The organism is Stenotrophomonas sp. 05L413, assembly GCF_056397945.1.
Genome location: NZ_JBFTOL010000003.1, coordinates 234762 through 255389, shown reverse-complemented (window position 1 = coordinate 255389; position 20628 = coordinate 234762). Strand labels below are relative to the sequence as shown.

Sequence of the window (20628 nt, the reverse complement as noted above, 5' to 3'; positions counted from 1 at the left end):
CACGAAAATGCCGCCCTTACAGGCGGCATTTTTTGTAGGTACCGGCCGCTGGCCGGTACGCCCGGAACAACTCCGTCCGCTCGCACACCCACACGACCGCACCGCCCAAACGACAACGCCGCCCAAGGGCGGCGTTGTCGTTCAAACGGCACTGCGCCGATGAAGCATCGCCAGCATCACCCTGCGGTCACCGTCTCCAGAATCCGCTTCCCGGCCGCCTGCAGCTCGGTTTCCACCTGCGTCTGCTGCTGCTTGGCCAGCTTCGCGGCCGGGCACTGGGCCAGCATGTAGTTTGCGTCGAAGTTCATCTTCTCGACCAGGAAATCGACGAACGCGCGCACCTTCGGCGAGACCAGCCGGCCGCCGGCGAACACCGCGTTGAAGTCCACTTCCGGCCCGGTCCAGCCGGCCAGCACGCGGCGCACCATCCCCGATTCGACGAACGGCTTGGCCATCACGTCACCGGTCAACAGCAACCCTTCGCCGCACACCAGTGCGCCGTTCAATGCGGACGGATCATTGGCCACCAGCAGCGGATTCACCGGGAAATCCAGCAGTTCGCCGCCGTTCTCGCCCAACTGCCAGAAGAAGCGGTTGTTGTTGAGGTTGCGGGCCTTGCGCATCGCCAGGATGCGGTGGAACTGCAGTTCATCCGGGTGCAGCGGCTCGCCATAGCGTTCGATGTAGGCCGGGCTGGCAAACACCTGCGTGCGCAGGCTGCCAAGCTTGCGCGCCACCAGGTTGGAGTCGGGCAGGGTGCCCACGCGCAGCGCCAGATCCGCTTCACCGGCAATCAGGTCGAGCTTCTCGTTGCCCAGATGCATGTCCAGCTGGATTTCCGGGTACTGCGCATGGAACTGGCCGAGCAGCGGCGCGATCCAGGTGATGCCGATCGAGTAGGGCACGGTGAAGCGCAGCCAGCCGCGCGGGCCGGACTGCAGCTGGTTGACCGCGCCTTCGGCTTCTTCCAGCTCGCGTGCGATGCGCTGGCAGTGCTCGTGATAGACCGAGCCCGCTTCAGTGAGGCCGAGGCGGCGGGTGGTCCGGTGCAGCAGACGCGCGCCGAGGCGCGTTTCCAGTTCCTGCACCTTGCGGCTGACCGTCGTCTTGGGTAACCCCAGTGCAGTGGCGGCGGCGATGAAACTGCCTTGCTCGACCACTTTGACGAAGATCAGCGTGTCGTTGAGATCGTGGGCCATGACGGGATCCAAAGTCGGGGAGGGAGAGAGTGCCGCAAATGATTGTGCCGGGCACGGGATGATTATTCCCCTAAATCCGGACTAATCAAGGGGGAGTTTGAGGACTAATCTGGCGCCATTCCAGATATGAAGGACGACAACCATGTGGTTGCGGAACATTCTTGGCCGCCTGCGTAGCGGCCCCAACGCCCCGCTGGACCTCGCGATGACCGTGGAAGCCCGTCCGGGTTCCTTGTCCCGTAAGGCTTTTCGGGAGTTCACCCCGCCTGCCAACATGCAGCGCGGCGGCAGCTTCCGGCTGGGCGCCCGCAACGGCGACCGACTGGGCCGAATTGGGATTATCCCGGCGACGGGAGTGAAAGTCCCATGAATGGGACATTGGCCCCCGAGGTGCTGGTGCTCGGTGGCACCGGCAGCGTGGGCCAGGGGATCGTGGCGGCCTTGCTGGAGGCCGGCAGCCCCGTGTTGGTGGTCGGCCGCGACCCCGGCCGGCTGGCCGCGCTGCAGGAGCAGTTCGCCGATGAGCCGGGGCTGGAGGTCCTGCTCGGTTCGCTGGGCGACGACGGCTCGGCGCGGACCGTGGCCGAGCGCGTCGGCGGACGTGCCCGCGCGCTCGCCGCGGTGGTGGATGCGATGGGCGGGCCGTACAACCGTGGGCGGGTGACCGACCGCAGCGGCGATGCGCTGTTGCAGGCGCTGCAGGCCGACGTGATGCCGCACGTGCATGCCGGCCGCCATCTGCTGCCGCTGGTGCGCGGTGGCGCCCAGGTACGGCGCTACGTGCTGGTTGGCGGGCCGGCCGGCTTCAAACCGTGGGCCGGGCACGGTGAGTCCTCCATCACCATGTCCGCCACCCGCATGTACGCGCAGGTGCTGCACCAGGAAGCCCAGGCACTGGGCGTGCGCGCGCAGATGCTGGAAGTGTGCGATCCGGTGTGCACCCCGGCCAATGCCGCCAAGGCCTGCATCGAATGGCCGAGCGCGCTGCTGGTTGGCCGGCGTGTGGTCTCGCTGCTCGACAACTGCACCGACAACCGCGCCATCGTGCGCTGCGATGCACGCGATGCCGAACTGCCGCGCGGGCTGCTGCATCTGGACCGCCCTCCGCCGATGTCGCGCAACACGGCCGGCACTGCTTGACCTCTACCAAGGTTCAGGTCCCAGGCTACGCCCCCCACGTCGCCCACGTTTTCGATTCTGTATCACCACCCCTACGTACGGATGCATGACATGACTTCCAACTCCTCCCCGCATCGTTTCACCCGACGGCTGGCCATGGCCGGCGTTTCCATCCTTGCCGCCGCGGTGCTGACCGCCTGCAGTGGCAGCCACGCTGAGGAAGCCGGCATGCCGCCGCCGCCCTCGGTCAGTGCCGCCCCGGTGCTGGTCAAGCAGGTCAGCCAGTGGGACGACTTCAGCGGCCGCGTCGAAGCGGTCGAAAGCGTTGAACTGCGCCCGCGCGTCTCCGGCTACATCGACAAGGTCAACTATGTCGAAGGCCAGGAGGTCAAGAAGGGCGATGTGCTGTTCACCATCGACGCACGCAGCTACCGCGCCGAGCTGGACCGCGCCACCGCCGAGCTCAACCGCGCGCGCACCCAGGCCCAGGTGAGCCGCAGCGAAGCCGACCGTGCCCGCCGCCTGTCCGACCAGCAGGCGATTTCCACGGAGACCTGGGAACAGCGCCGTGCCGTGTCCGAGCAGGCCCTGGCGCAGGTGCAGGCCGCGCAGGCGGCGGTTGATGCAGCGCGCTTGAACATGGAATTCACCCAGGTGCGCGCCCCGATCAACGGCCGTGCCGGCCGCGCGATGGTGACCGCCGGCAACCTGGTCACCGCCGGCGACAGCGCCAGCGTGCTGACCACGCTGGTCTCGCTGGACAAGGTGCATGTGTACTTCGATGCCGATGAAGGCACCTTCCTGCGCTACGCCCAGATGGCCCGCAAGGGGGAACGCCCGAGCGAGCGCGACAGCGAACTGCCGGTGAAGGTCGGCCTGTCCGGTGAGGACGGCTACCCGCATGAAGGCAAGGTCGATTTCCTGGACAACCAGGTCACCCGCAGCACCGGCACCATCCGGGTCCGCGCGCTGCTGGACAACGCCGACCGCGCCTTCACCCCGGGCCTGTTCGCCCGCGTGCAGTTGCTGGGCAGCGGCCAGTTCCAGGCCATGCTGATCGATGACAAGGCCGTGCTGACCGACCAGGACCGCAAGTTCGTCTACGTGGTCGACAAGGACAACAAGGCACAGCGCCGTGATATCCAGCTCGGCCGCAACGCCGACGGCCTGCGGATCGTCGAGCAGGGCCTGAAGGCCGGTGACCGCGTGATCATCGACGGCGTGCAGAAAGTCTTCATGCCCGGCATGCCGGTTCAGGCCAAGGCCGTTGCGATGCAGCCGGTTGCCGCACCGGTAGCCGCGCCGGCTGTTGCAAAGAATTGAAGGGCAGCCGACTGACCGTCGGTTCTACATAGCAGCCGACCAACGGTCGGCTCTACCGTGACTGCCATCGCCCCGTGCAGGGGAACCCGCCACCGCTGTCGCCTGCGACAGCGGCCGGGGTCGTGCACGCCGGCGCTGGTGAAACCCCAGGAATCCACCCATGGACTTTTCCCGTTTTTTCATTGACAGGCCGATCTTCGCGGCGGTGCTGTCGATCGTGATCTTCGCCGCTGGCCTGATCGCGATCCCGATGCTGCCGATCAGCGAGTACCCCGAAGTGGTGCCGCCCTCGGTGGTGGTGCGCACGGTGTACCCGGGCGCCAACCCCAAGGTGATCGCTGAAACCGTGGCCACGCCACTGGAAGAAGCGATCAACGGCGTGGAGGACATGATGTATATCAAGTCCGTCGCCGGCTCTGACGGCGTGCTGCAGATGACCGTGACCTTCCGCCCGGGTACCGATCCGGACGAAGCCGCGGTCAAGGTGCAGAACCGTGTCGCCCAGGCGCAGGCGCGCCTGCCGGAAGACGTGCGCCGCCAGGGTGTCTCCACCCAGAAGCAGTCGCCGACCTTCCTGATGGTGGTCCACCTGACGTCCCCGGACGGCAAGTACGACTCGCTGTACCTACGCAACTACGCCCGCCTGCACGTCAAGGACGCCTTGGCTCGCCTGCAGGGCGTGGGTGATGCGCAGATGTTCGGTGGCGGTGACTACGCGATGCGTGCATGGCTGGACCCGGACAAGATCGCCGCCCGTGGCCTGACCGCCAGCGATGTGGTGCGTGCGATGCGCGAGCAGAACGTCCAAGTCTCGGCCGGCCAGCTCGGTGCCGAGCCGATGCCGAGCAGCGACTTCCTGACCCTGATCAACGCCCAGGGCCGCCTGCGTACCGAACAGGAATTCCGCGACATCGTGCTCAAGGCCGGTGACGACGGTGAAGTGGTGCGCCTGTCCGATGTCGCCCGCCTGGAACTGGGTGCCGGTGACTACACGCTGCGCTCGCAGCTGGACGGCAAGAACGCAGTCGGTATCGGTATCTTCCAGGCCCCGGGCGCCAACGCGCTGGAGATCCGTGACTCGGTCATCCACACCATGGATGAGCTGACCAAGCAGTTCCCGCCGGGTGTGAAATACGAAGCGGTGTATGACACCACGATCTTCGTGCGCGATTCGGTCAAGGCCGTGGTCTCCACGCTGCTGGAAGCGATCGCGCTGGTGGTGCTGGTGGTGATCCTGTTCCTGCAGACCTGGCGCGCCTCGATCATTCCGCTGATCGCCGTGCCGGTGTCCATCGTGGGTACGTTTGCGGCGCTGTACGTGCTGGGCTTCTCGATCAACACCTTGACCCTGTTCGGGCTGGTGCTGGCGATCGGCATCGTGGTCGATGACGCGATCGTGGTGGTGGAGAACGTCGAGCGCAACATCGAAGAAGGCCTGACCCCGCTGGCCGCGGCACACCAGGCGATGCGTGAAGTCTCCGGGCCGATCGTGGCGATCGCGCTGGTGCTGTGTGCCGTATTCGTGCCGATGGCGTTCCTGTCGGGCGTGACCGGTGCGTTCTACAAGCAGTTCGCCGTCACCATCGCCATCTCGACCGTGATCTCGGCGATCAACTCGCTGACCCTGTCGCCAGCCCTGGCCGCGCGCCTGCTCAAGCCGCACGGTGCACCGAAGGATGGCCTGACCCGCCTGATCGACCGTCTGTTCGGCTGGATCTTCCGTCCGTTCAACCGCTTCTTCAAGACCAGCTCGGAGAAGTACCACGGTTCGGTCGGCCGCCTGCTGGGCCGCCGTGGCCTGGTGTTCGTGGTGTATGCCGGCCTGCTGCTGGCCACCGGCCTGATGTTCAAGGCGGTGCCGGCCGGCTTCATTCCGACCCAGGACAAGCTGTACCTGATCGCCGGTGTGAAGCTGCCGGAAGGCTCCTCGATCGCACGTACCGACGCCATGCTGGCCAAGGTCGCCGAGATCGCGCGCAACACCGATGGCGTGGCGCACACGATCCAGTTCCCGGGTCTGAACGCGCTGCAGTTCACCAACACGCCCAACACCGGTGTGGCCTTCGTTCCGCTCAAGCCGTTCAGTGAGCGCAAGGGACGCACCGCCGCGCAGATCAATGCCGAGATCAACGCCAAGATCGCCGGGCTGCAGGAGGGCTTCGCGTTCTCCATGATGCCGCCGCCGATCCTCGGCCTGGGTAACGGCAACGGCTACCAGATGTTCATCCAGGACCGCGGCAACCTCGGCTACGGCGCACTGCAGACTGCAGTGAGCACGATGCAGGGCGCCGTCGCGCAGACCCCGGGCATGGCGTTCCCGATCACCAGCTACCAGGCCAACGTGCCGCAGCTGGATGCCGAAGTGGACCGCGTCAAGGCCAAGGCCCAGGGCGTGGAGTTGACCGAGTTGTTCGACACGCTGCAGACCTACCTGGGCTCGGCGTACGTGAACGACTTCAACCAGTTCGGTCGCACCTGGCAGGTGATCGCCCAGGCCGACGGCCAGTTCCGTGACAGCGTGGAAGACATCGGTCGCCTGCGCACCCGCAACAACCGCGGCGAGATGGTGCCGATCGGCTCCATGGTCACCGTGAAGCAGACCTACGGCCCGGACCCGGTGCTGCGCTTCAACGGTTACCCGGCGGCCGATCTGGCCGGCGAAGCCGACCCGCGGATGCTGTCCTCGGCCGAGGCCATGACCAAGCTGACCGAAATCGCCGGCAAGGTGCTGCCGGTGGGCATGCAGACCGAGTGGACCGACCTGAGCTACCAGCAGGCCACCCAGGGCAAGGCCGCCTTCATCGTGTTCCCGGTGGCGATCCTGCTGGCGTTCCTGGTGCTGGCCGCGCTGTATGAAAGCTGGTCGCTGCCGCTGGCGGTGATCCTGATTGTCCCCATGACCCTGCTGTCTGCGTTGTTCGGCGTATGGATGACGGGCGGTGACAACAACGTGTTCGTGCAGGTCGGCCTGGTGGTGCTGATGGGCCTGGCATGCAAGAACGCCATCCTGATCGTCGAGTTCGCCCGAGAACTGGAAATGGGCGGCAAGGGCATCGTGGAGGCTGCACTGGAAGCGTGCCGCCTGCGTCTGCGCCCGATCGTGATGACCTCCATCGCGTTCATCGCCGGCACCATCCCGCTGGTGATCTCGCATGGCGCCGGTGCGGAAGTCCGCTCGGTGACCGGTATCACGGTGTTCGCCGGCATGTTGGGCGTCACCCTGTTCGGCCTGTTCCTGACCCCGGTGTTCTACGTGGCCCTGCGCAAGTTCGTCAGCCGTAATGGCGGCGGGCAGCTGGTGACCCACGGCGAACCGACCATCCACCACTGATTCCTTCCCCCGCGAGGTTTTTCCTATGAATACCGCTACCCAAAAGATCGCCCTGGTCACCGGTGCCACCCGCGGCATCGGCCTGGAAACCGTCCGTCAGCTGGCCCAGGCCGGCGTGCATACGCTGCTGGCCGGGCGCAAGCGCGACGTCGCCGTGGCCGAGGCGCTGAAGCTGCAGGCCGAGGGCCTGCCGGTGGAAGCGATCCAGCTCGACGTCGGTGATGCCGCCAGCATCGCCGCCGCCGTGCAGACCGTGACCGAGCGCCACGGCCGCCTGGACATCCTGGTCAACAACGCCGGCATCCTGCTCGACGACATCAAGCTGGCCCCCTCGGCGCAGACCCTGCAGACCTGGCGCGATACCTTCGACACCAACGTGTTCGCGGTGATCGCCGTCACCCAGGCCTTCCTGCCGCTGCTCAATGCCTCGCCGGCCGGCCGCATCGTCAACGTCTCCAGCATCCTGGGCTCGCTGACCCTGCACAGCCAGCCGGGTTCGCCGATCTATGGCTTCGCGGTGCCGGCCTACAACGCCTCCAAGAGCGCGGTGAATGCCTGGACCGTGCAGCTGGCCTATGAGCTGCGCGAGAGCACCACCAAGGTCAACACGGTGCATCCGGGCTACGTCAAAACCGACATGAACGGTGGCGAGGGTGAGATCGAAATCAGTGAAGGCGCGCGTTCCAGCGTCGGCATGGCGCTGATCGATGCCGATGGCCCGAACGGCAGCTTCACCTACCTCGGCGAGGTGCTGCCATGGTGATCCGCCTGTTGACCGTGGCCGTGACCAGCGCGCTGCTGGCCGGCTGCGTCAGCGTCGGCCCCAACTACCAGGCGCCGCCGGCCGAGCCGGTGACCCTGCAGGGCGCCGCCGCGCCGGTGTTCACCACCACCTCGCCGGTGGCGAGCTGGTGGGCCCAGTTCGATGACCCGGTGCTGGAGCAGCTGGTGCATGAAGCACTGGGTACCAACCTGGACCTGCGCATCGCGATGTCGCGCGTGCGTGAGGCCCGCGCGGTGTTCGTCGAGCAGCGCCTGGACCAGTTGCCGCATGTCACCAGTGGTGGCAGCTACGACCGCCGCAAGCAGCCGGATGCAACCGTCGGTGGCGAGCGCGTCTTCAGCGAAAGCTACCAGCTCGGCTTCGATGCCGGCTGGGAGCTGGATCTGTTCGGCCGCCAGCGCCGTGCCGCCGAAGCGGCGCGCGCGGACCTGGGCGCCGAGCAGGACAACCTCGCCGATGCACAGGTCACCGTCGCCGCCGAAGTGGCCCGCAACTACTTCGAGCTGCGCGGTACCCAGAAGCGCATCGCAGTGGCAAAACGCACGCTGGTCAACCTGCGCGATACCCAGAAGCTCACCGAAACCCGGTGGGAACTCGGTGCCGGCAGCGAACTGGATGTGCAGAGCAGCCGTGCGCGCCTGAAGGCCATTGAGGCCGACATCCCGCTGCTGGAAGTGGCCGAGGTGCAGTCACGTCATCGTCTTGCAGTGCTGCTGGGCCAGCGCCCGGATGCGCTGGACAGCCTGCTGCAGCCGCGCGAGATGCAGCCGTACGCCAAGGCGTTGCCGTTGGGCGACACCACCGATCTGCTGCGTCAGCGCGCCGATGTGCGCGTGGCCGAGCGTCGGCTGGCCGCGGCGACCGCACGCGTTGGCGTGGCCACGGCCGACCTGTTCCCGAGGATCAGCCTGAGCGGGTTTGTCGGGTTCCTGTCCGGCGACGCCAGTGGCCTGGTCAACGGCAACAACAAGGCGTGGTCGGTGACCCCGTCGATCAGCTGGGCCGCGTTCGATTTCGGCACGGTGAAGGCACGTCTGCGCGCGAGCAAGGCACAGGCCGACGGTGCCGCGGCCGAGTACGAAAAGGCCGTGCTGCTGGCACTGGAAGACACCGAGAACGCACTGACGCGTTACGCCAAGCAGCAGGCCCGCCTGGCGATCGTCGCCGAGCAGGCCCAGGCGGCAGGGCGCGCCGAGGAGCTGGCGCAGATCCGCTTCCGCGAGGGTTCGGAAGACTTCCTGACCCTGCTGGATGCGCAGCGTACGCAGCTCGCTGCGGATGATGCGCTGGCCGAGGCCGAATCCACGGTCAACGTCAGCGTGGTGGGTGTGTACAAGGCGTTGGGTGGCTGGGGCCAGCAACAGGATGCGGCCAACACCCCGGTGGCAGTCACGCAGCGCTGACCGCACCATTGGGAACGGGACGGCGAGGGCGCCGTCCCGATGGAAGGCTGAGCAACAGCCGTCAATTGCTGTAAGCGCAGGGCCGCTGCGCGGCCGGGGCAAGCCGATGGACGGTGCAGTGACCGCCCATCGCGCGTGTCCTTACTTGCCCGTCGGTGTGGGCACGGGGAACCGCAGTTCCGCCTGCACCGGGTAGTGATCCGACGGCAGCACGCCACCGGGTTTCTGGTCCAGCGTGCTGAAGTGGTCCACGCTGAAACCGCGCACCAGGATCCAGTCCAGTTCCACCGTCGGCTTGCCGGTGAAATCATGGAAGGTCAGGCGCGGGCCGTCGACCTTGGCGGCGAGTTTTCGCGCATCGCCCAACGCAGCGGTAAACGCCTTGTAGGTCTCACTACCGGGCTCACTGTTGAAATCGCCGGTGACCACCACCGGGATGTCCTTGGGCAGTGTGGCCAGCCGCGAGACGATCAGCTTCGCGCCGAGTACGCGGCGCGGCTCATCTTCATCACGGTAGGGCAGGTGGGTGTTGAACAGATAGAAGCGCTGGCCATCGGCATGACGCTGGAACAGTGCCCAGGTCACCATGCGCGGGAACAGGTTGCCCCAGGTGATGCTGCCCGGCACGTCCGGTGTATCGGAGAGCCAGAAGTCCCCCGATTCCAGCACTTTCAGGCGCGCCGTGTCGTACAGCACGCCCATGTGTTCGTCGCCGTTGCCGCCGCGGCGGTCCCTGCCGAACAGGGTGTAGCCCGGCAGGTGGGCAACCAGATACTCGCCCTGTTTCTGCACCAGCTCCTGGGTGCCGATCACCTCGGGCTTCTGCTCACGGATCAGCGTGACCATCGCATCGCGGCGGTCTTCCCAGCGCTTGCCCGGATCGGTGTCGGCCGGTGTGCGTACGTTGAAAGACATCACCTTCAATGCGTCCGGTGCCTGCGCCCAGGCGCTGCCCAGCGGGGCGGCGAACATCATCAGGGCCAGCAGCGCGGGCCGATGGAAACGAGACAGCATGTGGAATCCCTCCATTCCATGAAATCGTTCCCAAAGGGTCGCATGGATGGGCAGGGAAAGGATATGCGGGACATGGCGGTTGGTCGGGGTGGCGCCCTCAGCTCGAAAGCAGGATCACGCCGATCGTCATATTGATCGCTGCCCCCAACACCAGCACCCACACCGTGGACAGGATCGTGTTCAACCAGGAGCGCTGCAGCGCGATCTTCAGCCACCCGGCCTGCACCACCGCATACCAGAGCGCGGCGAGCACGCCGACCGCGATGCCCAGCGTGGTCGACAACTGGCCCGGAAGCCGCACGAACACCATGCTGGTGGACAGCGCCACCGCGAACGGTGCGGTCAGGTAGCACTGCATGAAGAACGGGCGTCGCAGCGACTCGCGGGTCATCGGCACGTGCTTGCGACGCAGCAAGTGCGTGGTGGTCACCAGCGGCCAGATCGCGAACGTGATCGAGCGGTACAGCAGCAGGCTCTCCTCATTGCCAAAGATCGAGCGCGACAACGCCCCGGTGCCGACCACCTGCTGGTGCAGCATCAGCTCCACCCCGTGCGCGACCAGCACCGCCAGCATCAGGAACATGGGCGGGCTGATCGCATCGTCGAACTGGCGCTCCAGCTTTTCCTTCAGCTCGGTATCCACGTACTGGGCCATCCGCCGCGGATACACGATCACGCGGTACAGCGTGCGTGGGAAAAACAGGAACCAGGTGCACAGCTCGTAGAGGAACTCTTCCAGCGACCGCAGCAGTTTGAGGAAGTCCATCCCGGGGTCCTTGCGAGGGGGAAGCCAGCACCGCCGAGGATACCCGGGACAGGGCTCAGCGGATCGCGACTGTCAGGCTGTGCGGTGCCTTTTCATTGCGACGCGCCTGGGCACGCATCTGGTAGACCTGCACGACATAGGTGCCGGTGGTCGGCAGGGTGCCGCTCCAGCGTCGCTTCTCGTTGTTGCTGCCCAGTGCCTCCCCCTGGCCGGGCGTCACGCCGGGCGCAAACACATTGAAATTGGCATTGGGACTGCCGTCGATCGTCACCGCCATGGTCTGGCCGGCGCGCGCGGCGATCGTGTAGCGGACGGTGTCATAGCCGGACAACGTGCCGCGCACGGTGGCACTGCTGGCGCCCTTGGTGAAGTGCACGGGGGTGGTGGTGACCTTGTCCGCCGCGGTGGCCAGCATCGGCGTCAGGGCGAGCAGAGTGGTCAACAGCAGCGAGCGGAGCGGCGTCATGGCATGTCCTTGGTGGCCCCGACAGGGGTGTTTCGTCTCGAGCATGAGCGCGACCCGATCAAGGGATTGTCGAGGCGCTGTGGTTCACCGCCGACGGGTCATGAACGCAATGTGCTCTATCGGTGTCGCTTTCCAGTGCGTTCTGAATTGTTTACGCAGGTGCCCGGCGCGTGCATGCACAAGCGCCCATCACGCACACATGGGTAACGCCGGCAGGCCTAGCGTCGATTCACCGGCACCACTTCGATGCCGAACACCGGAGATACGGCAATGGCCAACACCCCGAACCCGCAGCAGGGTCAGAATGATCCGCAGCGCAACGCCCCGCAGCAGGGTCAGCAGGAGCAGCAGGATCAGCGCGATCGCGATGCCCAGAAGCAGCAGCAACAGCAGGACCAGGATCAGCAGGGTCAGCGCTCGGGCCAGCAGAACGATCAGGAAGAATAAAACGGGTCCGTACGCACCGTGGCCCGGCCGGGTTGGCCGGGCCGTTTGTGTTGCGGCCAGCGAGAAAGCATCGCGTGTTCCTGAACGTCTTCGGGCACCCGCCCGGCTGACCGGCTACCATGCCCGCATGAGCATCCCCGTACCGGACAGCAGCGTGCCGCGCCTGCTGGGTTTCGACGTCCCGACATTGCAGACCATTGTCGATCACGGCGCGGATGAGGCCATTGTGGCCATGCTTGATGTTGTGCCCGATGCCCACTGGCTGGCGCTGTTCGACGAACGCGTGGCCGCGCTCAAGGGCGAACTTGGCCTGGCTGGGGTCGAACTGGACGGCACCTCGATTCTGTTCTTCGGCTCCATCGCCGACAGCCGCCGCCTGGCGACCGCCGTGTCGGCCCTGATCAATGCCATCAACATGGAAGTGGCCGGCCATACCGATCCGTTCCAGCCGACGGCGCCGTAGCCCCTCACGAATCGATACGGCACGCGCGCAGCAGCGCACTGTCACTCAGGCCCGCATCTGCCGTGCGATACGGAGCCGGGCAGGTGCCGCGGATCTCGGTCACCCACATCACCATCATGCCGACGATGCGATGGGCCTCGTTGGGCCACTGTGCGACCAGCCGATCATGGATGGCGTCATACACCGCCCAGCGCTCGGCGGCTGACATCCCGCCTGCCCAGCACTGCGCCAACTCGGCATGCGCCAGCCGAAAAGCCTCTTTCTGTCCGTCCATAGCGTTCCCCCGACCCAGTCCATACCGGGCAGGCGCCTGCCTGCCCGGGTGAGCCCCCTGCAATGAGGTAAACGCAGTTGGGCCGGCACACCGGCCAGCGCGCAGTGCGCACACGGTGTGTCGCCGCAGGCTGAACGCGTCGGCGGTACACGGGTCAAACCAAACAGGACGCCCTGTATAGTTACGATCCCATTGCCCCCTCTGACGCCCCATGACCCCGACCAAGACCCAGCGCTGGAGTCTGCTGCTCACCGTTGCCGCCGGCCTGTTGCTGATCACGCTCGACAACTCGGTGCTCTACACCGCCTTGCCCACGCTGACCAAGGAACTGGGCGCGACCCCGCTGCAGGGCCTGTGGATCATCAACGCCTACCCGCTGGTGATGGCGGGCCTGCTGCTGGGGGCGGGCACCCTGGGGGACCGCCTGGGTCATCGCCGGATGTTCCTGATCGGCCTGGTGGTCTTCGGCATCGCCTCGCTGCTCGCCGCGTTCGCCCCGGATGCCAACCTGCTGATCGGGGCCCGCGCGCTGCTCGCGGTGGGTGCCGCGGCGATGATGCCGGCCACCCTGGCGCTGATCAGCCTGACCTTCGAAGACGAGCGCGAGCGCAACCTGGCGATCGCGGTCTGGGGCTGCATCTCCATCATCGGCGCGGCACTCGGCCCGATCGTCGGCGGCGTGCTGTTGGCGCATTTCTGGTGGGGCTCGGTGTTCCTGATCAACGTGCCGATCGTGCTGCTGGCCCTGGTCGGTGCGGTGCTGTTCGCGCCGCACGGCACGCCCGATGCGAGCAGGCCGTGGGATATGTTCTCCTCGCTGCTCAGCCTGGTGGCCTTGTCCGGCCTGGTGGTGGCGATCAAGGAGATCGCGCATGCACCGCCGAACTGGCCGCTGGCCGGTGGGGCCGCGCTGACCTTCGTTGTCGGCCTGGTGCTGTTCCTGCGTCGCCAGCGTCGCCTGCCGTACCCGATGCTCGACGTGGCCATCTTCCGCAACGCGCCGTTCCTGGCCGGCGTGCTCTCGGCCGCGTTCGCGATGTTCGCCATCGCGGGCCTGCAGCTGCTGACCACCCAGCGTTTCCAGCTGGTGGCGGTTTACACGCCGCTGCAGGCGGGTCTGCTGGTCTCGGTGGTTGCGCTCGGCTGCCTGCCCAGCGCGATCTTCGGCGGTGCGTTCCTGCACCGCGTCGGGCTGCTGCCCTTGATCACCGGTGGCCTCGGCGTCGGCACCGCGGGCGTGCTGCTGGTGGCGACGACCTTCGGTGGCGACCTGGGATGGACCGTTGCCGGGCTGCTGCTCACCGGGCTGGGCATGGGCGCGACGATTTCGGTCGCCTCCACCGCGATCATCGGCAACGTGCCGCCGCACCGCGCCGGCATGGCGTCGTCGGTGGAGGAGGTCTCCTATGAGTTCGGCAGCCTGTTCGCGGTTTCGCTGCTGGGCAGCCTGATCGCCGCGCTGTACTCGGCCACCGTGTCGCTGCCGGACGGCGTGGATGCCGGTGCCGGTGAGAGCATCCAGCAGGCGTTCGCCTTGGCGGCCCGGCCGGGCGCTGACGCGGGATGGCTCGCTGCCGCTGCCAGCGCCTACGACGCCAGCTATGTTTGGGTACTGTATGTAATTGCCGCCGTGCTGCTGGTCGGCACGGTCATCACCGGCGTGCTGCTGCGCCGCCATGGCCCCGGCACGGCCACCACCGTCTCCCACGCCCACTGAGCCCATGCGCCCGAGCAACCGAACCAACATCCTCGATGCCGCCGTTCGCGTGATCGAACGCGACGGCATCACCGCGCTGACCTTCGAAGCGGTCGCCACCGAATCCGGCATCGCCCGGGGCGGGTTGCTGTATCACTTCCCCTCGCGTGATGCGCTGCTGCAGGGCATCCACCAGCACCTGGCCAGCGTGTGGGAGGCGAGCATGATCGATGCCGCGGGCAAACCTGCCGACGAGGCGGAGACCACTGAGCGCTACCAAGCCTACGCGCTCACCTGCGCGCAGACGGCCACCCGGGCCGAACTGCAGCTGATGTTCGACGCGGCCGCCACCGACGAGAACATGCAGCCGTGGACCGATGTGGTCGAACGCTGGTCGCCGCCCACGCCGCAGGACCTGAGCGACCCGGCTGCGCTGGACCTGTTCATCGCCAAGCTCGCCGCCGACGGCATGTGGGTGTTCGAAGCGCTGTCGCGCTCGCGGCTGGCGCCGAAGGTGCGGCAGGCCATCGCCGACCGGCTGGCGCAGATGATTGCGGCCGCCTCAAAGACAGCGTGATGCCTGCCATGCGGGTACCCTTGGCGGTTCACTTCTTGAACGACGGGAACGCCTGATGGATTACCAGCTTGTGATCAAGTTCTGGCGAAAGTCGCTGGACGACGAGGCCTTTCTGGCCACGCTGGAGGCCGAGCTGACCAACGCGCTCGGCAAGGCCGCCACGCTGGACGGCTACGACGTCAGCGCGAAAGAGATCAACCTTTTCATGTTCACCGCGGATCCGCGCCCGACGTTCCGGAAGACCAAGGATGTGCTGGAGGCGATGGGCGTGCTGCACAGCGTGTCCGCGGCGTACCGGCTGGTGGGCGGTGCGCAGTTCACCTCGGTGTGGCCGCTGCGGATGGCGCGGAAGTTTACGTTGCCGTGAGGGGGTGAGCGTCTGCGTCGGATGCGGAAGACGGGCACAAAAAAGGCCGGGACCTTCGATTTCTCTAGGGTTCCAGCCTTTTATGCACCGTCGAAACGGCTAATTGGTGGAGGTGGGCTCTGCCTTCCACCGTCGAGCTTTATGCGGCAAGGGGCGGGACGCTGGAATCTTGGTCTGTACCCCCAGCCGTACCCCCAGTTTCGTTGGCATGATCCCGCTCCGAAACTCGCTCCGAAATCCACGCCTCAACTTCGGATTCCACCCACCGAACCGAGCTCCCCAAGGTGACCGGTTTCGGGAAGGATCCGACCGAAATGCGCGAATAGAGGGTCGAATTCGAGAGCCCGATCGGAGCGTGCACGTGCTGGACAAGGTGCGGGACCATGCCCCCCTCTGTTAGTGCCGGTGGCGGGACTGTTACTGTCGGTGGTGGGACTAGGCTGGCTTGCACTAGTGCCGGTGGTGGGTCGGTTATCTGTAAAATTGTTCAAATGTAGCTAGGGCTGGTGGCTCAGTCTGGTCGGCGTTCGTTTCACTTGCCGGCGCCAACTGTGGCATCGCGCGAACTTGCGAATTGATTCTTGAGTTTTGGAGGGTGATTATGAATGTTTGGCCGCGCCGGCTTCCCCCGTCTCGACTCTTAGGCTATGCGATCGTTGCGCTGCTTGGCCTGGGATTCGTTATTGTTTTCGCGTCGGCACTTGACCAATGGCATTGGTTGGTTCCGTACCTATTTGGGCTATCTGTTGCGTTGGGAATTCTGGCAATCATTTGTGTTCCGTATGCTACGGGTTCAAAACGTCGACGCGCCGATAGCGATATTAATCTCTAGTTCTCGCGCGTTCCTCTGCGTTGCGCTCCGCGGAGCGCTCGCAGCATGTGGCGAACCACGCCATCACATCATGGGGCTGCCGGGCGCTTCCGGCGGTCCTGTAGTCCGGTTGAAGGCGCGCTGCGTCAGCGCCGGGTGGAAGGTGTCCAATTCTGCGTAGAACCACAGACCGGAAGCGATCGGCCTCGAGAGCGCAGCTTTTGGCACTCCGCGCGCGAAGATCGCGAGTGCTTGAATCGCGGTTTCGTAGTCTCGCACCTGGTCGGCGATGAGCGGCTCGCCATAATCTGCTGTCGATCGGGCTCCACGTCTTCCAAGGGACATGCACGGGAGGCCTTAGAACTGGCTCTGCGTGCGCGCCAATGTGACTCCAGACTCTTGGGAGGGCGTCGTCCGCCGGCGCGTCCCGGCTAGCACCGTGGACGCCGCACTTGCGACAGCTACGATCTTGGCGTAATCGGGTCGGGGCTGTGGGAGGGCAGGCATTAATAGCGGATTCGCCTGGATATCGATCAGCGCGAAGTGGCCCGCGCTGCCCGCGAAAGAACCGGACCTGGCAGGCAATCAGCCGGCGTTGCCTCCGTATCGGCGCGTGCGACCGCCGGCGGCGACAGTAGCTGCATGGATCAGAAGAGCATCGGCAAGGCGCGCTGGGCGCGCGCGCGGGCGGCTTCGCTATGGCAGCAGGCCGACGACTTGGACAGCAACCACAGTGGGGATTGGCGGGCGAGGGCGACTCGCCGCCGCGGGGCTGACCGCCTCCGCGCCGAGGCCGCGCGGTTCAATGGCATCGCCAACCGGCTGCAGCCCTTCGACGAGGATCAGGCGGCCTGATCCGGCCGCAAGGCGACGACGTTGCCGGTGCGCAGGCGGTCCAGGTAGTCCGCCCATTCCTGCATCATCCGGGTTCGCTCCACCAGGTGCGTGGTCCGGTTGTAGGCTCTGCCGTTCGGGTCCTTCACCGCGTGCGCCAACTGGTGCTCGATGATGTCAGGCCGGTAGCCCAGAACCTCGTCCAGCAGCGTGCGTGCGGTCGCCCGGAAGCCGTGGCCGGTGACCGTGTCCTTGTCAAATCCCATGACACGCAGAGCCGCCAGCACGGCCATCTCCGACATAGGCCGTTTGTCGGTGCGCCCGCCGCCGAAGACGTACAGGCCGTGGCCGGTGATCTTCTGCAGCTCGTTCAGCACCTCTACCGCCTGCCGGGCCAGCGGAAGGATGTGCGCCTGGCGCATCTTCATGCGCGCGGCCGGGATGCTCCATACAGCGGCGTCCAGATCGATCTCGGTCCATTCCGCCTGCCGCAGCTCGCCCGGCCTGACGAATACCATCGGCGCCAGCTTCAGCGCGGCCTGGACCACCGGTGTGCCGTGAAAGGCGTGCAGGGCACGCAGTAGGCCGCCCAGCTGGACGGGGTCGACGATGGCTGCGTGGTTTTTCTCCGGCGCGGGCACCAGCGCTCCGCGCAGGTCAGCTACCGGGTTGCGTTCGGCGCGATCGGTGGCCACGGCGTAGCGCATGACCTGCCCGCAGTGCTGCATCACCCGGTGGGCTGATTCGAAAGCAGCCCGAGCCTCCATCCGCCGGGCTACCTGCAGGAAGTCCGAGGCCTTCAGGTCGCCGGCGCGCCGAGCGCCGATGTACGGGAAGACGTCCTTCTCGAACCAGGCGATCACCTTCTTGCGGTAGGCCGGCACCTACGGGCGTCCAGCGAGCCACTCCCGGGCGATGACCTCGAAGCTCTCGCCGTCCGCCACGGCACGGGAGGCGGTCGCGGCCTTGCGGTGTTCGCTCGGGTCCACGCCGCTGGCCAGCAGGCGCCGCGCGTCCTCTCGTGCCTCTCTGGCCTTGGCCAGGCCGACCTCGGGGTAGATCCCCATGCCCAGCAGCTTCTCCTTGCCGTTGACGCGGTACTTCCAGCGCCAATAGGGGGAGCCATTCGGGTGGACCAGCAGGAACAGACCACCACCGTCAGACGGCTTCTGCTGCTTCTCGGTGGCCTTTACGCGACGGATCGCGGCATCGGACAGGGGCATGGGGGTACAAGGTTTTCAGGGCAGGCTTGTACCCCTAGATATACCCCCAGCGTCTCATGGGCTGCAACGGAACAGGCCGGACAACGCCGGACAACAAAAAAGCCGGAACCCCTTGTTTGACGGGAGGTTCCGGCTTTCTGTGGTCCTTGTGGGACCGTCTAATGGTGGAGGTGGGCGGAATTGAACCGCCGTCCGAAGGCACTCCATCCCCGGTACTACATGCTTAGCTCACCGTTGAATCTCATCCTGTGGCAGCACGGTGTGCAAAGCGCACCCCAGGACCAGCCTGCTTTAGTTAAGTCGTGACTGACAGGCAGCCATCACAACCGGTTCCGTGATAATGACCCTACATCTACGAGCACGGGCACAAGTAGGTTCGGGGGTTCGCCTAAGGCGGCTGTAGAACTAAACGCTAAAGCTGTTTTTAGGCAGCGATTGCGAAGTCGTTCGAACCGTAGTTGTCGTCGTTGGCAACTAAAAGTTTGCTGCTGGATTAACGAGGAAAGCTGCCCCCTCGGCATGCACCAAGTAACTTCACAACCCCCGTCGAAACCAATGCACCCCCGGTTTCTTCAAGAACCGTACTTCATCCGGAAAACAGCACCGGAGCTCTACTTGACGGGTTGGATGCTACTCCAATCCAGCTGAACAGTCACCTTGCCCGCCAAGGGCTTACTTCTGCAGCTGGCGGCGGCTGTCGGCCTTGTGGCGGGCCTTTTCCTTCTTCAGGCGGTTGTGCTCGTTACGCACGGTCATCGCCTGCTTCTTGGCCTGCGGTTCGACCCGGGCCATCAGCGATTCCACCTGTGCCACCAGGCGGCGGTGCTCCAGGCTGTCGTAGCTCTGGGTTTCCGAGGCAACGCGCTTGGCGTTGCGGATCAGGTAGGTCAGCACCTTGAGCAGCGCGGCCGGGTCCATGGCGCGGGCGAGTTCGTCAAAGATGAACTCCAGCGCCGCCACGTCGGCGCGCAGGGTGGTCAGTTCGTCCGCCGCCAGTGCGGGTGCCGGGGTAGTTTCGAGAGTCACGCGCGGATCCTTTCCGTATCAATGCGGGGATTCTGACAGTTGTGCGGGGTTGGCGGGGAAAGATCGTTGTCCCGCTGGCGTCCGCGGGTCAGGTGGGGCAGGCGCCCTAGGGCACGTGCGGACTACAATCCGGCCCCGGAAGAGCGGTTGCAGACAGGGATGGCGTGTTGAAAAAGCAGGTGTGGATCGCAGTGGCGGTGTTGGTGGCGGCGATGCTCGGGGCAGCCAGCGTGTGGCTGTCGATGTCGGGGGCACAGGCGCCAGGCGGGGCAGGGCAGGCGTCAAAACCGATAGGACAGGTGGCCAGCCCTTCAGTTGACGCGGCGGCGACCCCGTCGGCCAAGCCGCCGCATCCCTTCCCCGATCTCCGCCGCTCGCGGGAGGGCCTGGAAATCGCCCAAGACCCCTTCAGTAGTGGTCACCCGGAGGAGCGGCGCTGGCTCGACCAGCACGGCTTCCCCAATGGCGCGCAGTGGACCCGCTATCAACGGGCGTCCGATGCCGAGCTTGACCAGGCGGCACGGGCAGGCGACACGGTGGCGGCCACGATGCGCGATGCGCGGCGGCTGGGCGCCGATCCGACGGCTGAAAGCCGTCTGCTGGCCGCAGGCGCGGAAGGCGATCTGTTCGCGCTGAGCCTGCTGTCGTCCTGGAAGGCGGGCGCCCATGCGGCCGGGATTCCCGAGGCCTACGCGATATCCCGCGTGGCCGAAATGCGCGGCGACCTCACCACGGCGCTGCACCGGGAAATGATGCTGGGTGGGCGGCTGACCAGCGAGCAGCGCCTGTTGGCCGAGGCCGAGGCGCTGCACCTGAATCTGCATCTCAATGCGCTGTATCGCCAGAAGCACGGTGTGGACCCGCCGCCGGTGGAGATGCGACCGTATCAGGTGGATCCGGACGATACCCAGCGCTGACCGCGCGGGCAGGGCATTACCGCCGCTTGCGCAGATACAGGCCCGCCACGCGTTCCATCACGCGTCGCGGTTGTGCCGGCGCATCGTGCGCGACTTCTCGCGCGCCCAGTCGCGGTCCTTCTCGGCATCGCGCTTGTCGTGGGTCTGCTTGCCCTTGGCCAGCGCGATCTCGAGCTTGATCTTGTTCTTGCTCCAGTACATCGCGGTGGGCACGATCGTGTAGCCATCGCGCTGCACCTTGCCGATCAGCTTGTCGATCTCGCTGCGATGCAGAAGCAGCTTCCGCTCGCGACGGTCGTTGGCCACCATGTGTGAAGAGGCCTGGATCAACGGGGTGATCTGCGCACCGATCAGGTAGATCTCGCCATCACGCACATAGGCGTAGGCATCGATGATGTTGCCGCGCCCGGCGCGGATCGACTTCACCTCCCAGCCCTGCAGGGCCAGGCCGGCTTCGAAGCGATCTTCGATGTGGTACTCGTGACGGGCACGCTTGTTGAGCGCGATGGTTTTGTTGGCCGTCGCGTCCTTTGCTTTATCCTTGCCGCTGTTCTTGCTCATTTCCCTATTGTCTCCGATTCGGGCACG

22 protein-coding genes and 1 other RNA gene are annotated in these 20628 nt (G+C 65.9%); 12 read left to right on the top strand and 11 right to left on the bottom strand.

The window, feature by feature from the left end; translation table 11 throughout:
- Positions 1-176: 176 nt before the first annotated feature.
- The gene (locus AC1DIQ_RS07775) at positions 177-1199 is read right to left on the bottom strand and encodes a LysR family transcriptional regulator (RefSeq protein WP_121041912.1); all 1023 of its coding nucleotides are present in this window, start codon (positions 1197-1199) and stop codon (positions 177-179) included.
- 366 nt (positions 1200-1565) lie between these two features.
- On the opposite strand from AC1DIQ_RS07775, the gene AC1DIQ_RS07770 reads away from it, so the two are divergent.
- The 5 genes from AC1DIQ_RS07770 to AC1DIQ_RS07750 all read left to right on the top strand — a co-directional run bounded on the left by AC1DIQ_RS07770 (position 1566) and on the right by AC1DIQ_RS07750 (position 9159).
- Positions 1566-2339 (top strand): SDR family NAD(P)-dependent oxidoreductase, encoded by a 774-nt coding sequence (locus tag AC1DIQ_RS07770; RefSeq protein ID WP_121041916.1) that lies wholly within the window; start codon positions 1566-1568, stop codon positions 2337-2339.
- A gap of 90 nt (positions 2340-2429) precedes the next feature.
- Entirely contained in the window at positions 2430-3641 is a 1212-nt protein-coding gene (locus AC1DIQ_RS07765; RefSeq protein WP_121041918.1) for an efflux RND transporter periplasmic adaptor subunit, read from the top strand.
- 160 nt (positions 3642-3801) lie between these two features.
- On the top strand, positions 3802-6972 hold the full coding sequence (locus AC1DIQ_RS07760) for an efflux RND transporter permease subunit (RefSeq protein ID WP_019183223.1): 3171 nt from the start codon (positions 3802-3804) through the stop codon (positions 6970-6972).
- A 25-nt stretch (positions 6973-6997) separates the two neighbouring features.
- Positions 6998-7735, top strand: coding sequence for an SDR family oxidoreductase (locus AC1DIQ_RS07755; RefSeq protein WP_121041922.1), 738 nt, complete (start codon positions 6998-7000; stop codon positions 7733-7735).
- Positions 7729-9159 (top strand): efflux transporter outer membrane subunit, encoded by a 1431-nt coding sequence (locus AC1DIQ_RS07750; RefSeq protein WP_282259571.1) that lies wholly within the window; start codon positions 7729-7731, stop codon positions 9157-9159. Before AC1DIQ_RS07755 ends, AC1DIQ_RS07750 begins: the two co-directional genes overlap by 7 nt.
- A gap of 141 nt (positions 9160-9300) precedes the next feature.
- Here the strand turns inward: AC1DIQ_RS07750 and AC1DIQ_RS07745 are convergent, their stop codons facing one another.
- The 3 genes from AC1DIQ_RS07745 to AC1DIQ_RS07735 form a co-directional block, all read right to left on the bottom strand.
- The gene (locus AC1DIQ_RS07745; RefSeq protein ID WP_121041926.1) at positions 9301-10173 is read right to left on the bottom strand and encodes an endonuclease/exonuclease/phosphatase family protein; all 873 of its coding nucleotides are present in this window, start codon (positions 10171-10173) and stop codon (positions 9301-9303) included.
- Positions 10174-10270: 97 nt separating this feature from the next.
- Positions 10271-10939, bottom strand: coding sequence for a hypothetical protein (locus AC1DIQ_RS07740; RefSeq protein WP_152151596.1), 669 nt, complete (start codon positions 10937-10939; stop codon positions 10271-10273).
- A 55-nt stretch (positions 10940-10994) separates the two neighbouring features.
- The gene (locus tag AC1DIQ_RS07735; RefSeq protein ID WP_121041930.1) at positions 10995-11405 is read right to left on the bottom strand and encodes a g-type lysozyme inhibitor; all 411 of its coding nucleotides are present in this window, start codon (positions 11403-11405) and stop codon (positions 10995-10997) included.
- Positions 11406-11675: 270 nt separating this feature from the next.
- Here AC1DIQ_RS07735 and AC1DIQ_RS07730 point away from each other — a divergent pair, with 270 nt between their 5' ends.
- Together AC1DIQ_RS07730 and AC1DIQ_RS07725 are read left to right on the top strand one after the other, a co-directional pair.
- On the top strand, positions 11676-11852 hold the full coding sequence (locus AC1DIQ_RS07730; protein WP_193222755.1) for a hypothetical protein: 177 nt from the start codon (positions 11676-11678) through the stop codon (positions 11850-11852).
- A 127-nt stretch (positions 11853-11979) separates the two neighbouring features.
- Positions 11980-12315, top strand: a complete 336-nt coding sequence (locus AC1DIQ_RS07725) for a hypothetical protein (RefSeq protein ID WP_226956590.1) — start codon at positions 11980-11982, stop codon at positions 12313-12315.
- Between the two features lie 4 nt (positions 12316-12319).
- Here AC1DIQ_RS07725 and AC1DIQ_RS07720 read toward each other — a convergent pair whose 3' ends face one another.
- The gene (locus AC1DIQ_RS07720) at positions 12320-12589 is read right to left on the bottom strand and encodes a hypothetical protein (RefSeq protein WP_478049773.1); all 270 of its coding nucleotides are present in this window, start codon (positions 12587-12589) and stop codon (positions 12320-12322) included.
- 211 nt (positions 12590-12800) lie between these two features.
- Here AC1DIQ_RS07720 and AC1DIQ_RS07715 point away from each other — a divergent pair, with 211 nt between their 5' ends.
- From AC1DIQ_RS07715 to AC1DIQ_RS07705, 3 genes are read left to right on the top strand one after another with little or no spacing between them, the layout of a single operon-like run.
- Positions 12801-14306, top strand: coding sequence for an MFS transporter (locus AC1DIQ_RS07715; protein WP_478049772.1), 1506 nt, complete (start codon positions 12801-12803; stop codon positions 14304-14306).
- 4 nt (positions 14307-14310) lie between these two features.
- Positions 14311-14862 carry a TetR/AcrR family transcriptional regulator gene (locus AC1DIQ_RS07710; protein ID WP_478049771.1) on the top strand — a complete coding sequence of 184 codons (552 nt, stop codon included), beginning with the start codon at positions 14311-14313 and terminating at the stop codon, positions 14860-14862.
- Positions 14863-14917: 55 nt separating this feature from the next.
- Positions 14918-15229: a hypothetical protein gene (locus AC1DIQ_RS07705; protein ID WP_152151603.1), complete on the top strand. Its 312-nt coding sequence runs from the start codon at positions 14918-14920 to the stop codon at positions 15227-15229.
- 139 nt (positions 15230-15368) lie between these two features.
- On the opposite strand, the gene AC1DIQ_RS07700 is transcribed toward AC1DIQ_RS07705, so the two are convergent.
- Positions 15369-15614 (bottom strand): helix-turn-helix transcriptional regulator, encoded by a 246-nt coding sequence (locus AC1DIQ_RS07700; protein ID WP_461770374.1) that lies wholly within the window; start codon positions 15612-15614, stop codon positions 15369-15371.
- 1068 nt (positions 15615-16682) lie between these two features.
- Here AC1DIQ_RS07700 and AC1DIQ_RS07695 point away from each other — a divergent pair.
- A complete protein-coding gene (locus tag AC1DIQ_RS07695; protein ID WP_152151607.1) occupies positions 16683-16895 on the top strand; it encodes a hypothetical protein in 213 nt (70 codons plus the stop codon).
- On the opposite strand, the gene AC1DIQ_RS07690 is transcribed toward AC1DIQ_RS07695, so the two are convergent.
- The 4 genes from AC1DIQ_RS07690 to AC1DIQ_RS07675 all read right to left on the bottom strand — a co-directional run bounded on the left by AC1DIQ_RS07690 (position 16883) and on the right by AC1DIQ_RS07675 (position 19123).
- Positions 16883-17758, bottom strand: a complete 876-nt coding sequence (locus AC1DIQ_RS07690; RefSeq protein ID WP_478049770.1) for a tyrosine-type recombinase/integrase — start codon at positions 17756-17758, stop codon at positions 16883-16885. The two genes, AC1DIQ_RS07695 and AC1DIQ_RS07690, sit on opposite strands and share 13 nt — an antisense overlap.
- Positions 17759-18097, bottom strand: a complete 339-nt coding sequence (locus AC1DIQ_RS07685; protein ID WP_478049769.1) for an Arm DNA-binding domain-containing protein — start codon at positions 18095-18097, stop codon at positions 17759-17761.
- A gap of 162 nt (positions 18098-18259) precedes the next feature.
- Positions 18260-18662, bottom strand: a transfer-messenger RNA (tmRNA) gene (gene ssrA, locus AC1DIQ_RS07680).
- A gap of 107 nt (positions 18663-18769) precedes the next feature.
- A complete protein-coding gene (locus AC1DIQ_RS07675; protein WP_121042052.1) occupies positions 18770-19123 on the bottom strand; it encodes a hypothetical protein in 354 nt (117 codons plus the stop codon).
- Positions 19124-19314: 191 nt separating this feature from the next.
- Here AC1DIQ_RS07675 and AC1DIQ_RS07670 point away from each other — a divergent pair, with 191 nt between their 5' ends.
- Positions 19315-20040, top strand: coding sequence for a hypothetical protein (locus tag AC1DIQ_RS07670; protein WP_478049768.1), 726 nt, complete (start codon positions 19315-19317; stop codon positions 20038-20040).
- Between the two features lie 57 nt (positions 20041-20097).
- Here AC1DIQ_RS07670 and smpB read toward each other — a convergent pair whose 3' ends face one another.
- Complete coding sequence (gene smpB, locus AC1DIQ_RS07665) at positions 20098-20601, bottom strand: SsrA-binding protein SmpB (RefSeq protein WP_088433158.1); 504 nt, start codon at positions 20599-20601, stop codon at positions 20098-20100.
- Between the last annotated feature and the right edge of the window lie 27 nt (positions 20602-20628).

What these genes read in the sequence shown, in the direction of transcription:
- AC1DIQ_RS07770 (WP_121041916.1), top strand. Translation starts at nt 1,566, where the DNA reads ATGAATGGGACATTGGCCCCCGAGGTGCTGGTGCTCGGTGGCACCGGC.
- smpB (WP_088433158.1), bottom strand. Translation starts at nt 20,601, where the DNA reads ATGAGCAAGAACAGCGGCAAGGATAAAGCAAAGGACGCGACGGCCAAC.
- AC1DIQ_RS07720 (WP_478049773.1), bottom strand. Translation starts at nt 12,589, where the DNA reads ATGGACGGACAGAAAGAGGCTTTTCGGCTGGCGCATGCCGAGTTGGCG.
- AC1DIQ_RS07700 (WP_461770374.1), bottom strand. Translation starts at nt 15,614, where the DNA reads ATGGTCCCGCACCTTGTCCAGCACGTGCACGCTCCGATCGGGCTCTCG.
- AC1DIQ_RS07760 (WP_019183223.1), top strand. Translation starts at nt 3,802, where the DNA reads ATGGACTTTTCCCGTTTTTTCATTGACAGGCCGATCTTCGCGGCGGTG.
- AC1DIQ_RS07710 (WP_478049771.1), top strand. Translation starts at nt 14,311, where the DNA reads ATGCGCCCGAGCAACCGAACCAACATCCTCGATGCCGCCGTTCGCGTG.
- AC1DIQ_RS07740 (WP_152151596.1), bottom strand. Translation starts at nt 10,939, where the DNA reads ATGGACTTCCTCAAACTGCTGCGGTCGCTGGAAGAGTTCCTCTACGAG.
- AC1DIQ_RS07730 (WP_193222755.1), top strand. Translation starts at nt 11,676, where the DNA reads ATGGCCAACACCCCGAACCCGCAGCAGGGTCAGAATGATCCGCAGCGC.
- AC1DIQ_RS07735 (WP_121041930.1), bottom strand. Translation starts at nt 11,405, where the DNA reads ATGACGCCGCTCCGCTCGCTGCTGTTGACCACTCTGCTCGCCCTGACG.
- AC1DIQ_RS07775 (WP_121041912.1), bottom strand. Translation starts at nt 1,199, where the DNA reads ATGGCCCACGATCTCAACGACACGCTGATCTTCGTCAAAGTGGTCGAG.
- AC1DIQ_RS07705 (WP_152151603.1), top strand. Translation starts at nt 14,918, where the DNA reads ATGGATTACCAGCTTGTGATCAAGTTCTGGCGAAAGTCGCTGGACGAC.
- AC1DIQ_RS07755 (WP_121041922.1), top strand. Translation starts at nt 6,998, where the DNA reads ATGAATACCGCTACCCAAAAGATCGCCCTGGTCACCGGTGCCACCCGC.
- AC1DIQ_RS07715 (WP_478049772.1), top strand. Translation starts at nt 12,801, where the DNA reads ATGACCCCGACCAAGACCCAGCGCTGGAGTCTGCTGCTCACCGTTGCC.
- AC1DIQ_RS07750 (WP_282259571.1), top strand. Translation starts at nt 7,729, where the DNA reads ATGGTGATCCGCCTGTTGACCGTGGCCGTGACCAGCGCGCTGCTGGCC.
- AC1DIQ_RS07745 (WP_121041926.1), bottom strand. Translation starts at nt 10,173, where the DNA reads ATGCTGTCTCGTTTCCATCGGCCCGCGCTGCTGGCCCTGATGATGTTC.
- AC1DIQ_RS07725 (WP_226956590.1), top strand. Translation starts at nt 11,980, where the DNA reads ATGAGCATCCCCGTACCGGACAGCAGCGTGCCGCGCCTGCTGGGTTTC.
- AC1DIQ_RS07695 (WP_152151607.1), top strand. Translation starts at nt 16,683, where the DNA reads ATGGATCAGAAGAGCATCGGCAAGGCGCGCTGGGCGCGCGCGCGGGCG.
- AC1DIQ_RS07685 (WP_478049769.1), bottom strand. Translation starts at nt 18,097, where the DNA reads ATGCCCCTGTCCGATGCCGCGATCCGTCGCGTAAAGGCCACCGAGAAG.
- AC1DIQ_RS07765 (WP_121041918.1), top strand. Translation starts at nt 2,430, where the DNA reads ATGACTTCCAACTCCTCCCCGCATCGTTTCACCCGACGGCTGGCCATG.